This window comes from Corynebacterium striatum ATCC 6940 (genome assembly GCF_000159135.1).
Lineage (GTDB): Bacteria > Actinomycetota > Actinomycetes > Mycobacteriales > Mycobacteriaceae > Corynebacterium > Corynebacterium striatum.
In genome coordinates this window covers 334,905-351,050 of the sequence record NZ_GG667520.1, presented here as the reverse complement: position 1 = coordinate 351,050, position 16,146 = coordinate 334,905, and the positions used below count along the sequence as shown (strand labels likewise).

At 59.6% G+C, this 16,146-nt stretch carries 19 protein-coding genes; 3 read left to right on the top strand and 16 right to left on the bottom strand.

Annotation, left to right across the window (positions count from 1 at the left end):
• Positions 1-11: 11 nt before the first annotated feature.
• Positions 12-1,178 carry a 1-deoxy-D-xylulose-5-phosphate reductoisomerase gene (gene dxr, locus HMPREF0308_RS03910; RefSeq protein WP_005528923.1) on the bottom strand — a complete coding sequence of 389 codons (1,167 nt, stop codon included), beginning with the start codon at positions 1,176-1,178 and terminating at the stop codon, positions 12-14.
• A 157-nt stretch (positions 1,179-1,335) separates the two neighbouring features.
• On the opposite strand from dxr, the gene HMPREF0308_RS03905 reads away from it, so the two are divergent.
• Positions 1,336-1,776 carry a DUF2631 domain-containing protein gene (locus tag HMPREF0308_RS03905; protein ID WP_034656824.1) on the top strand — a complete coding sequence of 147 codons (441 nt, stop codon included), beginning with the start codon at positions 1,336-1,338 and terminating at the stop codon, positions 1,774-1,776.
• A 112-nt stretch (positions 1,777-1,888) separates the two neighbouring features.
• Here the strand turns inward: HMPREF0308_RS03905 and rlmN are convergent, their stop codons facing one another.
• Positions 1,889-2,995, bottom strand: coding sequence for a dual-specificity RNA methyltransferase RlmN (gene rlmN, locus HMPREF0308_RS03900; RefSeq protein WP_034656963.1), 1,107 nt, complete (start codon positions 2,993-2,995; stop codon positions 1,889-1,891).
• 94 nt (positions 2,996-3,089) lie between these two features.
• On the opposite strand from rlmN, the gene HMPREF0308_RS03895 reads away from it, so the two are divergent.
• Positions 3,090-3,473: a LapA family protein gene (locus HMPREF0308_RS03895; protein WP_005528917.1), complete on the top strand. Its 384-nt coding sequence runs from the start codon at positions 3,090-3,092 to the stop codon at positions 3,471-3,473.
• Between the two features lie 78 nt (positions 3,474-3,551).
• On the opposite strand, the gene HMPREF0308_RS03890 is transcribed toward HMPREF0308_RS03895, so the two are convergent.
• From HMPREF0308_RS03890 to rpsB, 5 genes are all read right to left on the bottom strand, one after another.
• Complete coding sequence (locus HMPREF0308_RS03890) at positions 3,552-4,433, bottom strand: phosphatidate cytidylyltransferase (protein ID WP_172453512.1); 882 nt, start codon at positions 4,431-4,433, stop codon at positions 3,552-3,554.
• Between the two features lie 83 nt (positions 4,434-4,516).
• Positions 4,517-5,074 (bottom strand): ribosome recycling factor, encoded by a 558-nt coding sequence (frr, locus tag HMPREF0308_RS03885; protein WP_005528913.1) that lies wholly within the window; start codon positions 5,072-5,074, stop codon positions 4,517-4,519.
• 102 nt (positions 5,075-5,176) lie between these two features.
• Entirely contained in the window at positions 5,177-5,917 is a 741-nt protein-coding gene (gene pyrH, locus HMPREF0308_RS03880) for a UMP kinase (protein ID WP_005528912.1), read from the bottom strand.
• 140 nt (positions 5,918-6,057) lie between these two features.
• Positions 6,058-6,870 (bottom strand): translation elongation factor Ts, encoded by an 813-nt coding sequence (gene tsf / locus HMPREF0308_RS03875; protein ID WP_005528911.1) that lies wholly within the window; start codon positions 6,868-6,870, stop codon positions 6,058-6,060.
• Between the two features lie 153 nt (positions 6,871-7,023).
• Positions 7,024-7,830: a 30S ribosomal protein S2 gene (gene rpsB / locus HMPREF0308_RS03870; RefSeq protein ID WP_005528910.1), complete on the bottom strand. Its 807-nt coding sequence runs from the start codon at positions 7,828-7,830 to the stop codon at positions 7,024-7,026.
• 382 nt (positions 7,831-8,212) lie between these two features.
• Between rpsB and HMPREF0308_RS03865 the strand changes: the two genes are divergently transcribed.
• Positions 8,213-8,740, top strand: a complete 528-nt coding sequence (locus tag HMPREF0308_RS03865) for a M23 family metallopeptidase (protein WP_005528907.1) — start codon at positions 8,213-8,215, stop codon at positions 8,738-8,740.
• Here HMPREF0308_RS03865 and HMPREF0308_RS03860 read toward each other — a convergent pair.
• The 9 genes from HMPREF0308_RS03860 to rplS form a co-directional block, all read right to left on the bottom strand.
• The gene (locus HMPREF0308_RS03860) at positions 8,703-9,602 is read right to left on the bottom strand and encodes a tyrosine recombinase XerC (RefSeq protein ID WP_005528905.1); all 900 of its coding nucleotides are present in this window, start codon (positions 9,600-9,602) and stop codon (positions 8,703-8,705) included. The two genes, HMPREF0308_RS03865 and HMPREF0308_RS03860, sit on opposite strands and share 38 nt — an antisense overlap.
• 22 nt (positions 9,603-9,624) lie before the next feature.
• On the bottom strand, positions 9,625-10,803 hold the full coding sequence (gene dprA / locus HMPREF0308_RS03855; protein WP_005528904.1) for a DNA-processing protein DprA: 1,179 nt from the start codon (positions 10,801-10,803) through the stop codon (positions 9,625-9,627).
• Entirely contained in the window at positions 10,800-12,320 is a 1,521-nt protein-coding gene (locus tag HMPREF0308_RS03850; RefSeq protein ID WP_005528903.1) for a YifB family Mg chelatase-like AAA ATPase, read from the bottom strand. Before HMPREF0308_RS03850 ends, dprA begins: the two co-directional genes overlap by 4 nt.
• Positions 12,307-12,675 carry a YraN family protein gene (locus HMPREF0308_RS03845; protein ID WP_005528901.1) on the bottom strand — a complete coding sequence of 123 codons (369 nt, stop codon included), beginning with the start codon at positions 12,673-12,675 and terminating at the stop codon, positions 12,307-12,309. Before HMPREF0308_RS03845 ends, HMPREF0308_RS03850 begins: the two co-directional genes overlap by 14 nt.
• 197 nt (positions 12,676-12,872) lie before the next feature.
• Positions 12,873-13,178, bottom strand: a complete 306-nt coding sequence (locus tag HMPREF0308_RS03840) for a DUF2469 domain-containing protein (RefSeq protein WP_005528899.1) — start codon at positions 13,176-13,178, stop codon at positions 12,873-12,875.
• Between the two features lie 63 nt (positions 13,179-13,241).
• Complete coding sequence (locus HMPREF0308_RS03835; protein WP_005528896.1) at positions 13,242-13,883, bottom strand: ribonuclease HII; 642 nt, start codon at positions 13,881-13,883, stop codon at positions 13,242-13,244.
• Positions 13,870-14,562 (bottom strand): signal peptidase I, encoded by a 693-nt coding sequence (gene lepB, locus HMPREF0308_RS03830; RefSeq protein ID WP_005528894.1) that lies wholly within the window; start codon positions 14,560-14,562, stop codon positions 13,870-13,872. The genes HMPREF0308_RS03835 and lepB (HMPREF0308_RS03830) overlap by 14 nt, the downstream gene beginning before the upstream one ends.
• Before the next feature lie 70 nt (positions 14,563-14,632).
• Positions 14,633-15,328, bottom strand: a complete 696-nt coding sequence (gene lepB, locus HMPREF0308_RS03825; RefSeq protein WP_046645404.1) for a signal peptidase I — start codon at positions 15,326-15,328, stop codon at positions 14,633-14,635.
• Between the two features lie 319 nt (positions 15,329-15,647).
• The gene (gene rplS, locus HMPREF0308_RS03820; protein ID WP_005528888.1) at positions 15,648-15,992 is read right to left on the bottom strand and encodes a 50S ribosomal protein L19; all 345 of its coding nucleotides are present in this window, start codon (positions 15,990-15,992) and stop codon (positions 15,648-15,650) included.
• Between the last annotated feature and the right edge of the window lie 154 nt (positions 15,993-16,146).

The window sequence follows — 16,146 nt, the reverse complement described above, 5'->3', positions numbered from 1 at the left end:
GTGAAAGCTTTCTATTGAGCCAAAGAATCCACCAGCACATTTGCGCGCCGGCGGGCCTCGCCTTCGACGGCGATTACTTCATCGACGCTTGAGGGTACACGAGCAAACTGGGAGGCTTCCCCTAACACCTGCCCAACCACATCAACGATTTCTGGGAAATGAATGCGGCCAGACAAGAAGGCTGCGGCAGCCTCCTCATTGGCGGCGTTGTACACGGCTGGGTGCGTGCCGCCGGCAGCTGCGGCCTCACGGGCGAGCTGGACGGCGGGGAAGGCGACGTCGTCAAGCGGCTCAAAGCGCCAGTCATGAGCCTGGGAGAAGTCCAGTGATGGCTGCGTACCGGGGACGCGATGTGGCCAATCCAGCGCCAACGAAATCGGCAGCTTCATCGAGGGCGGCGATGCCTGCGCAATCGTGCAACCATCGGTGAAGGTGGCCATCGAGTGAACGATGGACTGTGGATGTACTGTGACGTCGATGCGCTCGGGCTCGATATCGAAGAGCAGCGTCGCCTCGATGAGTTCTAGGCCCTTATTAATGAGGGTGGCGGAGTTAAGCGTGTTCATCTGCCCCATAGACCAGGTGGGGTGCTGCGCGGCCTGCTGCGGAGTAACGTCCCACATCTCTTCGCGGGACCAGCTGCGGAAAGGACCGCCGGATGCGGTGAGGACGAGCTTGCCGAGCTCTACGTCCTCACCCGCGCGCAGGCATTGCGCCATGGCGGAGTGCTCGGAATCGACGGGGATAATCTGCCCCGGCTTAGCCAGCTGAGTCACGATGTGACCGCCCGCGACGAGGGATTCCTTATTCGCTAATGCGAGGTACTCCCCCTTTTCTAGCGTCGCAATCGTGGAGCGCAAGCCCATCGAGCCAACTAGTGCATTGAGCACCTTGTCTGCTTCGATGGAGCGCACAAGCTGTTCTGCGGCATCTGCACCGGAGCGAACCTGTCCGCCAAGGGCTTCCGAGACCTGGTGCGCGGCCTGCTCATTCGCCACGGCAACGTGGTCAAACGAAAGGTTGAGGCGCTGCGCTTGCTCGATGACCAGCTGCGGATTAGAACCGCCGGCAGCAATGCCTACGACGGTAAATTTATCCGGGTTATCGGCGATAACTTCCAGTGCCTGGGTGCCGATGGAGCCCGTGGATCCGAGAATAAGAATGCGCTGTGTACTCACCTCTCCAACCCTAGCGGGTGGGTCAGTAATTGCGTGAACGAAATTGCCGGGGGTGTTTCTTCGCTAACGCGGCGAGGATGATTTAAACTACTACACAGAATAAATGGCATTTCATGCGCGCGCGCAGAGTGCGCCATGTACACGCAAAGGAGAGCAAGTGTCTTCCCACAAGCCGGCACCGCAGGTTTTCGACGGCGTTTCCACTGAGGACGTCCCGTCCGCAGGTTTTGGTTGGTCCCGCATCAGCCGCTCTGGAGTTCAGATCGCCGGCTGGATTTCCGTGATCTTCCTGGTTGCTTACAACTTCGGTAACCACAAGGGCCACGTTGAGACCGTGTGGCTCGCTGTACTGGCTATCGTCATTGCTCTCGGCTTGGTGCTCTTCGCGCTTCGCCCGAATCTCTCCCAGGTTCGCACTGTTACCGCTCGCAACCAGCCTGTTGGCCACGTCGAGCCGGACTGGGTATACGACCAGAAGACGGTTTCCGGCGCCTACGCTGAGCTTAACGACGGCGAGCTGCGTGCCCTGAACATCGAGCCTTCCCGCGTTTCCCACCTGCGCGTCGAGCGCGGCACCGCGCGTAAGGCTGTTCGCTAAGTCTTAGGACCCTGAAGCCCCCTTGTCCTTTGGGACGAGGGGGCTTCGTTGTGCTTGAGGGGCGGGGGGAACATGAGCTGGGGCGGCTAGGCGCGAGCCAGTGCCTGAATGCTTAGGCAGACTCGCGTTCGTCGGCAGCCAGCTGGCCACAAGCGGCGGCGATCTCGTCGCCCTTGGTGTCGCGAACGGTGCACGGCACGCCTTGAGCAATGACGCGGCGGACGAACTCGTCCTGGCGAGCCTTTGGCGCGGCGTCCCACTCGGAACCCGGCGTAGGGTTCAGCGGAATGACATTCACGTGGACCTTGGAGCCAAGCGCGCGGTGCAGCTTCTGGCCGAGCATGTCTGCGCGGAAGTCCTGATCGTTCTTGTCACGGATAAGCGCGTACTCAATGGAGACGCGGCGGCCGGACTTGTCGGCGTAGTAGCGGGCAGCATCCAGCACCTCCTCTACCGGCCAGCGGTTGTTGACTGGCACGAGCGAGTCACGGAGTTCGTCGTCCGGGGTGTGCAGCGATACTGCCAGGGTGCAGGACAGGTCTTCGTCGGCAAGCTTGCGAATTGCTGGGGCCAAGCCAACGGTAGACACAGTGACGTTGCGCTGGGAAAGGCCGAAGCCTTCCAGGTCCTGGCCGGTAATCTGGCGCACTGCGTGCACAACGCGCTTGTAGTTAGCCAGCGGCTCACCCATGCCCATGAATACGACGTTGGTCAAGCGGCCGCCCTCGTCCTCCATGAGCTTGGCTGCGAGGCGGAACTGCTCGACGATCTCAGCTGTGGAGAGGTTGCGATCAAGGCCACCCTGGCCGGTGGCACAGAACGGGCATGCCATACCGCAGCCGGCCTGGGAGGAAATGCACAGCGTGGCGCGGCCCGGGTACCGCATGAGCACCGACTCCAGCATGGTGCCGTCGTGCAGGCGCCACAGCGACTTCGTAGTCTCCCCGTCGTCAGTGGAGGTCTGACGGATGGGTTCCATAAGATTTGGGAAAAGCCGTTCCTGCAATTCGGCACGCTTATTCGCCGGGATGTCAGTCATCTCTTCGACGTCTGCGGTGCGGTGTACATAGTAGTGCTTGGCTAATTGGTTGGCGCGGAACTTGGGCAGGCCAAGTTCGGCGAGCACAGCGATGCGCTCGTCCTGAGTCAGATCCGCAAAATGTTTCGGCGGCAAACCGCGCCGAGGGGCGGAGAAATTAAGTTTCAAAGGTTCAGCCATGGTTCCGCCCATTTTTCCACGTTTTCAGTACTTTTACCCAATTGAGACTGGTCTAAAGTGGCGCAACCGACAGCCCACAGGATTAAATGGTTACATGACAAATCAAGAATTTCCCGCCAATGAACCCACCGCCGAGCACACCGGTGATTACGTGACGGAGACTGCCCCGGCAACGCACTCTGAGGTTGAGACTACGTATTCCTCGAGTGAAGACGCCAAGGTCAAGGGCTCCTTTGCAGCCAGCACCTGGGTTGCGCTGATCGTGGGATTCCTGCTGCTCATCGTTCTCATTGTGTTTATCCTGCAGAATCAGCAGAAGGTGCCGATGAACTTCCTCAACTGGTCCGGTGAATTCCCTGCCGGCATTGCCTACCTCATCTTTGCTATTGCAGGCGCGCTCATCATGGCCCTCGTCGGCATGTGGCGCATGTTCGAACTGCGCCGCCAGGTACGCAAGCAAGCCAAGCAGCACCGCTAAAACAACGAATCTCCCTGCCCTCAAGCTTCTTCGCTTGTGCGGTAGGGAGAATATTTGTTTTGGGCTTCGGGGTGACTTCTAGAAACCGTGGAAGTTTGCGAGGAAGTTCACAGCCACCCACGTCACCATGGCTGAGGGAAGCATTCCGTCCAAGCGGTCCATGAGTCCACCATGACCGGGCAGAATTTGGGACATATCTTTGATGCCAAGCTCGCGCTTGAACTGGGACTCCACCAAGTCGCCAAGCGTTGCGCAGAAGACAAGGCCCAAGCCCATGATTGCGCCTACCCAGGCGTCATGATGCAGAAGGAGCTTGACGCTGAGTGCGCCTGTAATGACGCCGAAGATGACGGAGCCGAGGAAGCCCTCCCAGGACTTCTTGGGGCTGACTGCAGGCGCCATCGGGTGCGCGCCAAACATCACGCCTGCCACATAGCCGCCGGTATCGGAAGCCACCACGCACAGCATGAACGCGACAATCGACGCCGCGCCTGACGCAAACGGAGTCTCCACGCGAGACAGCATCGCCGCAAACGTGGCGAAGAGCGGAATCCAGGTCAATACGAACAGACCCACGGACATGTCGCGCAGATAGTTGATTGGCGGGCGATGGCGTCCGTTGTGGAACAGCCTCCCGAACATCAAAACCAACACAGCCACGACGTAGACCGCCACGAGGCCAGGGGCGCCGAGCGGCCACGAAATCCATACCATGGCTTGGCCAAGGATGATAAGCAGGGTGCGCGGAATGAAGAAAGAGTGCTCACGCAGGCGCGTGAGGACCTCCCACATAGCCACTGCCACAGCTCCCGCCACGACGAGGTACCACGCGAAGGGTCCTAGCCACACAGCAAGGACTACGAGCGCACCGAGGCCCACTCCCACGCCCACTGCTGCCGGCAGGTTGCGGCCGGCGCCGTTCTTGGGCTTGGGCAGACGACGATTCGACTCGCTAGTCACGCGCGCTCCTTCCACAGGAAGATGGGATACTCACAAAAAAGCGCCGCCGAGCTGATAGCGCCCGGCGGCCAGGTTCGAGGTGCTTAGACCTCCATCAGCTCGTTTTCCTTGTTGGCAACGAGCTTGTCCACCTGGTCGATGTAACCAGCGGTGGTCTTTTCCATTTCCTTTTCGGCTGCAACGACTTCGTCCTCGCCGGCGTCGCCGTCCTTCTGCAGCTTCTTCAACTGGTCCATGGCCTTGCGGCGAATGTTGCGGATAGCAATCTTTCCGTCTTCGCCCTTGCCCTTGGCCTGCTTCACGAGGTCGCGGCGACGCTCTTCGGTCAGCTGTGGAATGGTGACGCGCAAAACCTGACCGTCGTTGGTCGGGTTAACGCCGAGATCCGAGTTACGGATTGCGTTCTCGATCTCGTGGATCATGGACTGCTCGTAAGGCTTGATGAGCATCATGCGTGGTTCTGGAACCGAGATGGTTGCCATCTGCGTAATCGGGGTTGGCGCACCGTAGTACTCGGCAACAAGGCCATTGAACATTGCTGGGTTTGCGCGACCGGTACGGATGGTGATCAGCTGCTCGCGGGTGTGCTCCACCGAAGCGGTCATGTGCTCTTCTGCTTCGAGCTGGATCTCGTCAATCATTGGGCTATAACTCCCTTTTCGAATATAAAGTAACTGGAAAAGAATCTAGCAGGTAAAGGCGCCCTCTGTGGGAGGACGTGACCTTAATTCCTATTGGAATTCCTATTGCGATTTTACGAGGGTGCCGATCTGCTCACCGTTGACGGCGCGCTTGATATTACCTTCGGTCAGAAGGTTGAACACCAAAATCGGCATATCGTTGTCCATACACAGGCTGAACGCGGTAGCATCTGCGACCTTAAGGCCCTTTTCGATGACCTCTCGTGGGGTGATCTCGGAGTAAAGCTCCGCATCTGGGTTGGTGCGTGGGTCGTCGGAGTAGACGCCGTCGACAGCCTTGGCAAGGAAGAGCACCTCTGCCCCGATCTCGAGGGCACGCTGTGCCGCCGTGGTGTCCGTGCAGAAGTAAGGCATACCCATGCCTGCGCCGAAGATGACCACGCGGCCCTTCTCCAGGTGGCGATCTGCACGCAGCGGCAGGTACGGCTCCGCAATTTGTGCCATGTTGATGGAGGTCTGGACGCGGCAGTCGACGCCCTGCTGCTTGAGGAAGTCCTGTAGCGCAAGGGAGTTCATGACCGTGCCAAGCATGCCCATGTAGTCCGAACGTGCGCGGTCCATGCCGCGCTGGGACAGTTCTGCACCACGGAAGAAGTTTCCGCCACCGATAACCACGGCAACCTCAGTGCCCTGCTTGGCAATGTCTGCGATCTGCTGAGCAACGTTTTCCACGACGTCAGGGTCGATACCGACCTTGCCACCTCCGAACATTTCACCGCCCAGCTTCAGCATCACACGCTTGTATCCGGTTCGCTTGGTGTCAGGGTTAGTCACGGCCTTCATCGTCTCCTTAATGCGGCTGTTTTTGAGTCCGTTCCATCTTACCCACACATGTTCGCTGGCTCATATTCCGTGCTCAAGCAAGCAAAAAGCCCTGCTGCAAACAAGTGCAGCAGGGCTCAAGCGTGAAAGCCGATTAAAGCTTAGGCGCCAACCTCATAACGGACGAAGCCCTTGATGGTGGTGCCAGCTTCCTTGGCAACCTGCTCAACGGTCTTCTTGGAGTCAGACAGAGCAGCCTGCTCGAGAAGAACGACGGACTTGAAGAAGCCGTTCAGGCGACCTTCGACGATCTTCGGCAGAGCAGCCTCCGGCTTGCCCTCCTCACGGGTGGTAGCTTCAGCGATCTCGCGCTCCTTCTCAACGACCTCAGCAGGAACGTCCTCGCGGGTGAGGTACTCAGCGTTCATAGCTGCGATCTGCAGAGCAACAGCGTGTGCGCCCTCTGCATCACCCTCGTAGGAAACGAGAACGCCAACTGCCGGCGGCAGGTCAGCGGAACGCTGGTGCAGGTAGACAGCGACGTTGTCGCCCTCGAGGGTGACTGCACGGCGTGCCTGCAGCTTCTCGCCGGTCTTTGCGGACTCTTCGTCGACGATCTCGGAGACCTTCTTGCCGTCGATCTCGAGGTTGTTCAGCTCCTCACCGGAGTTGATCTTAGCCTCGCCAGCAGCCTCAGCGATCTTGGTAGCGAAAGCCTTGAATGCCTCGTTCTTTGCAACGAAGTCGGTCTCGCAGTTGATTTCGACCATGGTATTGCCGGAAACAGCAACCAGGCCCTCGGTAGCCTCGCGCTCAGCGCGCTTGGAAACGTTCTTTGCGCCCTTGATGCGCAGGAACTCTACGGCCTTGTCGTAGTCACCGTTGGACTCGTCGAGTGCCTTCTTGCAATCAAGCATGCCGGAGCCGGTTGCCTCGCGCAGTGCCTTAACGTCTGCAGCAGTGTAGTTCGCCATAGTTGGGGCGATCCTCCTTGGTTTCAAACAGTATTCGATGGAACAGAGTACTCGACGCAGTAATTTTGCGCCGCCCTTGGGGGTGAGTTTGTGCAGAAGAGTAAACCCCCGCGGCCGTGATCCAACGGTAGCGGGGGCGGACTCTAGAATTTTTTACTCTGCGGACTCAGCAGATGCTGGGTCGGAAGCAGCAGCAGCCTCAGCTGCATCGCGTGCATCCTTCTCAGCGGAGTCGCCGGCAGCTTCCTTAGCTGCAGCCAGCTGACGCTCCTCGCGAGCCTTCTTACCTTCCTCAACTGCGGTGGCAATGATGCCGGAGAGCAGCTTGGTGGCACGGATTGCGTCGTCGTTGCCCGGGATCGGGAAGTCGACCTCATCCGGATCGCAGTTGGTGTCGAGGATTGCGACAACCGGGATGTTCAGCTTGTGAGCTTCCTTGACTGCGATGTGCTCCTTGTTGGTGTCAACGATCCACAGTGCGGACGGAGCCTTGGACATCTCAGAGATGCCGCCGAGGACGCGCTCGAGCTTGATGCGCTCGCGGGTGAGCATGAGGATTTCCTTCTTGGTGCGGCCCTTGTAGCCGTCCTCAGCTGCGTCCATTGCCTGAAGCTCCTTCATGCGCTTCAGACGCTTGGAAACGGTCTGGAAGTTGGTGAGCATGCCGCCCAGCCAACGGTGGTTGACGTAAGGCATTCCAACGCGGGTTGCTTCCTCAGCAACTGCTTCTTGAGCCTGCTTCTTGGTGCCGACGAAGAGGACGCTGCCGCCGTGTGCAACGGTCTCCTTGACGAACTCGAAAGCCTCATCGATGTAGGTCAGGGTCTGCTGCAGGTCGATGATGTAGATGCCGTTACGGTCGGTGAAGATGAAACGCTTCATCTTCGGGTTCCAACGACGGGTCTGGTGGCCGAAGTGCACACCAGCGTCGAGGAGCTCGCGCATGGTTACAACTGCCATGATTCGCTCGCTTTCTATAGCTGATTTAGGTTTTGCATGAAAAATGTGCGGTGTTTTATTCCGCACCCTAGCAACGAAGGCACCGGTCAACACCCCAATTTCTTGGGGACCACGTCGACACGACGCTGTCTCTTCCTTAACCCAGGAAGCGACGACTTCGCCGCGCGTAGTCAATGCGCCTGGCAAGCCGGACACACTGCTGGGCTGAATTCTAGCCACACCCAGGGAAGAAATCCAAAACGACGTGCGAATTCCACAGTTTTAGCGTGACTTCTCCCCTACAACCGCCACATCTTCATCACTATTATCTCGCGTCGCACTTTATTCACAGCGAGATTTCTCGTTCTTCCAACACTGCAAGCGGCGCCTCCATACTGCCATCATGAAAATGTTTCGCTTGCCCAAAGTCCCGCTCATTGCTGGCATTCTCACGCTCTGGTGCGTTGCTCTATCCGCCATGCCAATAGCCTTCGCCTACGTGGACCCCACTACTGGCAGTCCAACCCCCAGCCGGGTTCTGGAGGGGTTTAATCCACCGAAGGAGAAATGGAGCGCCGGTCACCGAGGTGTGGATTTGGATCTACCCATCGGCGGCGAGGTACTGGCCGCAGGCGAAGGCACGGTCTATTTCGTGGGCAAGGTGGCCGGCAAACCGGTAGTCTCGATCTCCCATGCGGATGGTGTACGGACGACGTATCAACCGGTATTCGCGCACGTCAACAAGGGCGATCACGTACTCGAGGGCCAAATCATTGGGAGGCTAGCCCCACCTGTTGACGGTAAGCCGGGTTTGCATTGGGGCGCGCTTATCGACGGCGTGGAAAAGACCTACATCGATCCGCTTTCGCTTCTCGACGCCCCGGTCATCCGGCTCAAGCCCGTGGATGGGCGCGGGAGTAGGCGTCCTTGAGCCGCTTCGCTGATACGTGGGTGTAGACCTGTGTGGTCTGCAGAGAGGAATGCCCCAGCAGCTCCTGGACCACCCTCAAATCCGCACCACCTTCAAGCAGATGCGTTGCGGCAGTATGGCGCAGCCCGTGCGGGGTAAGGCCAGTAGCGCCGGTGATCTGCGCAGCCTTTTCTACCACGCGGCGGACCTGCCGCTGGTCGATACGCCCGCCGCGAGTCCCGACGAACACCGCATCAGTGTCGCCGGCTAGTTGTAGACGCCCCTTTTCAATCCAGGTCGCAAGCGCATCAGACGCCGCGTCGCCAAAGGGTACGACGCGCTGCTTGTTTCCCTTACCCGTGACCAGTGCGGTCCGGCGGTGCAGATCAAGGTCACCGACATCAAGGCCCACCAGTTCCGCAACGCGCATGCCGGTGGCATAGAGGAGCTCGAGCATAGCGCTGTCACGTAGGAAATGAACCTCGTCGTGCGAGGCAGCGTTGCCTACAAGCTCACCAGCCTCGGTTGCAGCAAGAACCTTGGGAAGATGTTTGCCCACCTTCGGGCTAACGAGTCGCGCTGCCACATCAGCCTGCAGATGGCCTTCGCGCACCGCCCAGGTGGAGAACGCTCGGGCGGCAGCAGTTCGGCGCGCGAGGGTAGCTCGCGACTTGCCCTGTGCAACCGCTTCGCCTAGCCAGGCGCGCAGAGCATTCAGGTCAAAGCTTGCGAAGTCCGGTACGCTACGCGCGAGATCGCGCAGGTCCGAGCGGTAGCCCTTGACCGTTGCAGCAGAGCGCCCACGGACTAACAACTGATGTTCGGCAAAATCCTCGATTGCCTCGGCCAGTTGCCCCGTGGGCTCCTCTACTCGCTTACTCATGTCACAGCAGTGTACTCCAGCATCACTCGCTGCGTCTCCAACGCTTTCCCTCGCGCACCACGAGGCCAAGCTTCTGCAAAGCCACCAACAGGTGCACCGTCAGAGCCACACGCATTCCTGCCTCCGCCGCGATGTCTTCTGCGCTCACGCCTTCCTCGTCCAAAGGCGGAGTCGAGTCATAAACCTTGAGCTCATTCCGGGAAAGCTGCTGCACTTTGTCAGGAGCGAAGTCGAGCTCATACTGCCCAGCAGCGTCCACGCCTCCCACAGTTCCAAGTAATCCGCGGATTTCATCGACCGAGGTGACCAGTTGCGCGCGCTGATCCTGAATCCGCATGTGGCAACCCAACGACCCCGAAGTCGTAACCGGGCCGGGGACAGCCATGGCCACACGGCCCATCGACTCCGCCCAGTTCAACGTGTTCAAGGCCCCAGAACGGAAGGCCGCCTCCACCACCACAGTGCCTGCAGAAAGCGCCGCAACCAAGCGGTTGCGCGTCAAGAAACGGTGCCGCTGCGGTGTAGTGCCCAGCGCGAATTCAGAGATGAGGCAACCGCTGCGCGTTATCTGATCAAAGAGTTTGCCGTTACGTGCGGGATAGGCCCGGTCGATGCCGCATGGCGCCACGGCCACGGTGAGCCCGTTGTGCTCCAGCGTCGCCTCGTGGATAGCCGTGTCTACTCCCAGCGCGCCGCCCGACACCGTAGTCCACTGATGGCGCGCCAATCCCGTTGCCAGCATGCGCGAGACCTCCCAGCCATAGCGGCTTATAGCCCGCGTTCCCACCAGCGCAACGGACTGAGCCACCGTCTGGCGCACATTGGCTCCGCGCACCCACAACGCATGAGGTGGGAAAGCCTGACTATCGAATGTAGACGGCGCATCGGAGAACCCCTGATGATAGAAACCAAAGGCCCGAGTGAATTCCTCCTCCGGCCACTCCGCGTCCTCCGGGGTGATAAGGCGTGCTCCTACGACTTCTGCCGTGGCAATGTCCTCTTCTTGCCGCAGCCAATCCCGCCTCCCGGCAGTTTCAGTCTTCAACGGTCCAATCCAGTCGGCCGCGTTGTAGATTCCGTGCGCAATCTCCTCTGCTGGGTACTGCGAAAGCAATCCGTGCAACGTGCGGGATGGGCCCTCCACCACACGGTTGAGATAAACCCAGGTGTGCAGAGGTGTCGATAAGTTCAGCTCGCTCATGCCGCCAGCCTTTCCAATACACCGACGCCGCGCAGCTCGAGCGCTCTGCCCACGTGGTCGATGTCCGGTTGCGGGCTTGCGTCCAGATCCGCCAGGGTCCATGCCAAGCGCAGCACGCGGTCCACACCGCGCTGGCTCAACTCCCCGTCTGCCAAATACGCTGCAAGCATCGCCATGGCAGTTTCCGTAGCTGGGCGGTGTCGCCGCAGATAGGAGGCTGGAACAGCACCGTTATTGAACACCGGCAGCTCGTCGTCACGCCAGCGGGCAGCTGCCCGCTGGCGCGCCTGCGCCACCCGCTGCGCAATCGTGGCGGAGTCTTCTTCACCTTCCGCGCTCAGGGTTGCGGCTTGGCCCGAAACGTTGACCACCATGTCGAGGCGATCCCGCAATGGCCCAGAGAGATTGCTCAGATAGTTGCGTCTGTCCAACGACCGGCACGTGCACTTCGAAGCATCCTCCACAGCACACCTGCAAGGGTTCGCCGCCAGCACCAGCTGGAAGCGCGCCGGGAACGTAATCTCCCTGCGTGCACGAGCAATCCGGACGTGCCCCTCTTCCAGCGGCGCACGCAGGCCATCGAGCACCCGTGCAGAGACCTCACTCGCCTCGTCGAGGAACAACACTCCGTGATGCGCCAGACTCACGGCACCAGGACGGGGATTGCCCGAACCGCCCCCCAGCAAGGCCGCACGCGTTACCGAGGAATGCGGCGCGATAAACGGCGCGCGCACGACGACCGCACCGGGTGTTCCCGCGAGCGAATGGATGGCTGTCGCCTCCACGCACTGATCAGTGCTCAACGCCGGCAAGATAGACGGCAGCCGCGCCGCAATCATCGACTTGCCCGAGCCAGGTGGGCCCACCAACATCAGGTGATGGCCACCGGCCGCAGCGACTTCGGCTGCCCACTTGGCCTCCCGTTGCCCGGCGATGTCGCAGTAGTCGGGAGCGTCACCAAGCGTATGCGCAGGGGCATCTACCGCTCGAGCACTCGGCAGATCGCGCCCACCACAGGCCCATGCAAAAGCATCGGTCAGCGTGGCCGCGACCACCACATCCATATCGGGCACCAGCGTAGCTTCAGCCGCGTTACCTGGCGGGATCACCAGCGTCTCGAAACCTTGTGAGCGCGCCGCCAACAAGGCTGGGATGATTCCAGAGACTGGGCGCACGCTGCCGTCCAGGCCCAACTCCCCCAACACCAACGCACGCTCCAGGCGCTCCGAGGGCGGCATCTGCGCCGCCAGAATCGCCAAGGCCATGGGCAAATCGAAGTGCGCACCTGACTTCGGTAGCGCCGCAGGCGACATCGAAACCACCACGCGCGTCTTTGCCCACGGCAGCCGCGAGTTAACCACCGCAGTGCGAATGCGGTCGCGCGACTCCGAAATGGCCGTATCCGCCAGGCCCACCACGTGCACGCCGGGCAGCCCGGCCCCCACGTTGGCCTCCACCGTGACCACGTGCGCAATCACGCCCTCCAAAGCCGTGGTCATGCATCTACCGAGCGCCATCTTCGACCCCCTCATAGTGCGTGACCTCGAACTCAGCGCCCTGATCCACCAGTGCCAGCACGTCGAAGCGCACATAACACCGCGGCTTTCCCTCAAGCCACCGCAACGCCGCCTTGCGCATGCGCGCCAACTTGCGCGCAGTCACCGCCTCGGCCACCCCGTAAGCATCCGATGCCCGGGTCTTGACCTCGACAAAGACGTACGTGTCATCCTCCCGCACGATGAGGTCGATTTCCCCCACGGCGTAGTTGACGTTCGCTGCGATAATCTCCGCACCGCGCTGGCGATAGAACAAAGCCGCATAAGCCTCGCCCCGCTTGCCCAGCGAGTGCCGTTTATTCATTTTTCCGTACATTTTCTCTCCCCCGAATCCGGTCCATGCAGCACACCTGCACACGCCAGTTCAGCCGAGAGAGGACAAAACGCGCTAGCCCCAAAACGCGCACAGCGCCCCTTTTGTGGATAACTCATCGCGATGGATGAAGAAATCCCGCATGGGGCGCGGCTTTAGGGCGAATTTCTGGCGGAGGTGTGGCCGCTCCGCGGAGGCTTCTACTCCGGCAGGACGAAGTCTGGCTTGTCCAGCTCTTCGATGTTGACGTCTTTGTAGGTGATCACGCGAACGTAGCGCACGAATCGCGCGGAACGGTACATGTCCCATACCCAGGCATCGGACATGCGTACTTCGTAGTAGACGTCAGGACCCGAAGTATGCGGAATAAGCTCCACTGCATTGGCGAGGTAGAAACGACGCTCGGTCTCCACCACGTAGGAGAACTGGCTGACGACGTCCCGATATTCACGGTAGAGGGAGAGTTCTACTTCTGCCTCGTAGTTGTCGAGTTCCTCTGCGCTCACTAGCTTTCCTCCAATGTCAGGGTCAACGTGAATCAGCTTAACGCGGAAACTTCGTAATCAGATTCAGGCGCGCGCGAGAAATTCCGCATGAGCGTTCGCCACGTTGGCATAACCCATCCGGTGCTCTGGGGTTGCGCCTAATTTCACAATCGCAGCCTGATGCGCCGCGGTGCCGTATCCCTTGTGCCCCGCCAATCCATAGCCTGGGTAGGCCACGTCGAGTTCATCCATGATGTGGTCGCGGGAGACTTTGGCCAGCACGCTCGCCGCGGCAATGCAGCGCGCTGCCGCATCACCACCAATAATCGGCAGCTGGGGTGCAGGCATGCCGGGAACTTTCAGGGCGTCGCTAAGCACGTAATGCGGGCGAACATCAAGCCGCGCTACCGCCCGCCGCATCCCTGAAACGTTGGCGTGCTGGATGCCGCGCTTGTCGATGTCCCGGGCGTCAATATGCACCACGGACCAGGCCACAGCCTTGTCCTTGATAATGGGAAAGAGTCTTTCGCGCGTGGCCGGGCTGAGCTTTTTGGAGTCCGTCAGCTTGTCGAGCTCCGGGATGATTTTGTCAGGGAGGATGCAGGCGGCAATAGTAATCGGCCCGCAGCAGGCTCCGCGCCCAGCCTCATCAACGCCGGCGACAGGACCCAAACCTGCCTTGCTCAGCGCCACCTCGTAGGTGCGTTGTTGTTTAAGACGCCGCATTTTGAATGTCAGGGTCATCGACCAGGTGAGCACGCGGAATAGGAAGAACAACGGCTTCTACCTTGCCACGGACGTTGTCCACGGGGATGGTGCCCTGCAGATGATCGCCCAAATGCGCACGCGAGTCGAGCGAGTTAGTGCGATTGTCTCCCATGACCCAAATGTTGCCTTCCGGGACGGTCACGGGACCAAAGTAAGCACCGCCGCAAGCATCCGAGCCTACGGCTTCATCGACGGGCATTTCGGCGGGTGTTTTCAAGTAGGACTGGTCGATGGGTAAACCATCGACCATGACGGCGGGATCCCCTGCTTCGCAGGACACCGTCTGGCCTTCTGTGGCTATGACGCGTTTGACCAAAATGTTCTCACCGTTGGGCAGCAAGCCGATTGCGGCACCTGCATTTTCCAGCCCGCGTACCAACACGTTGTCGGAGCGCTGAACCTGGAAAGAGGCGTTCCAGGAATCCTCACCGGCAAAGACCACGACATCGCCAGGGCGTGGATCGGAGAAGTAGTAGCTGAGCTTTTGGACCACAATGCGGTCATTCTTACACCCCGCACAGCCATGCAACGTGGGTTCCATGGAGGCCGAGGGAATGAGATACATCCGGCCCACGAAAGTCTGCGTCAGAGCCAAGAACACGAACACCGCCACAACCGTGGGCAGCAAATCGCGCATACGGACGCGCTCTTCCTCCGCCCGCCGCGGCTTTGCAGCACGAATGCGGGGACTGTTAGCCCCAGACCCCCTAGGCTTGGATGTCTGGGTCATCGATCCCACCGATGCGGCTAAACGGGAACAGCACAAACATGACCTTGCCGCGAACGTTTTCTACGGGAATCGTGCCATGGTACCGATCTTGCATGTGGTAGCGGGAATCCGCGGAGGCAGTGCGGTTGTCACCCATGACCCAAATGTTGCCTTCTGGAACGGTGATTGGGCCAAAGTATGCGCCACCGCATGCCTCGGAACCGGTGGTTTTATCCACAGGGTACGTTGGCGGATCCATGACATAGTCCTGCTTGATGGGCTTACCGTCAACCATGACTGCTGGATCACCTTCCTGGCAGGAAACGGTCTGGCCACCAGTAGCAATGACACGCTTGACCAGAGTGTTCTCATCTGGCGGGGTCAAAGACACATAGCTTAGTGCGTCCTGGATTGCGTGGATCACGCTATTGTTCGAGCGCGGGGACACGTAGTTACGGTTCCAGTCTTCGGTGCCCTCAAAGACCACGACGTCGCCAGGCTCTGGGCCCTTGTCGCCGTAGTAAGAAATCTTCTCGGTGAAGATGCGGTCATTGGTGCAGCCATCGCAGCCGTGGAGGGTTGGTTCCATAGAACCAGAAGGAATGACATATTGGCGGCCAATGAAGGTCTGTACCAAACCGACGACCGCAAGCACACACACGATAACGAGGAGCGTTTCCAGAATCCAGGGCATCTCTTTCTTCTCGCCCTTGTCAGAGTCTTTCTCTACCGGCGTGACCTTCTCGGCAGCGACCCGGCGGCCAGTGACTTCTTCGTTTGCACCGGAGTTACCTGGCCAAGCAGAATTATCACTGTTTTGATTTTCGAATTCCTTCTCGTTATTCACGCGCTAAATCCTAGCAACAAAACCTCTCAACTCCCGCACCACACCGAGCACCAAGCTGCTGTTCCCATCCAACTCTTATCAGCGGATTCCTTGCAATCGCAGCGAGAGGACATAAGAAAAGGCCTCCCTTTCGCCGAAGCGAAGGAGGAGGCCTGAACGCCTAAAATTAGCGGCGCTCCTTGATGCGAGCCTTCTTGCCGCGCAGGTCGCGCAGGTAGTACAGCTTTGCACGGCGGACGCGGCCGCGGCGTACAACCTGGATGGACTCGATGTTCGGGGAGTGAACCGGGAAGGTACGCTCAACGCCGATACCGAAGGAGACCTTACGGACGGTGAAGGTCTCACGGATGCCAGCGCCCTGACGGCGGATGCAAACGCCCTTAAAGAGCTGAACACGCTGGGTCTTACCCTCGATGACCTTGACGTTTACGTCGAGGGTATCGCCTGGGCGGAAGTCTGGGACATCGTCGCGCAGCTGTGCTGCATCTACCTTATCAATGAGGTTAGCCATTGTTTTTCCTTTTCAGTTTAAGACAGAGGACCCTAGCGCCCCTTCAACCTTGAAGAAGCTGACCGGTTCGTGCCTGTTACATAGAACAAGAGGATTCTTCCATACCCACCGCGCGAACAGCAAATTCTTGCAATTCCAAGACAGACGCGCATCA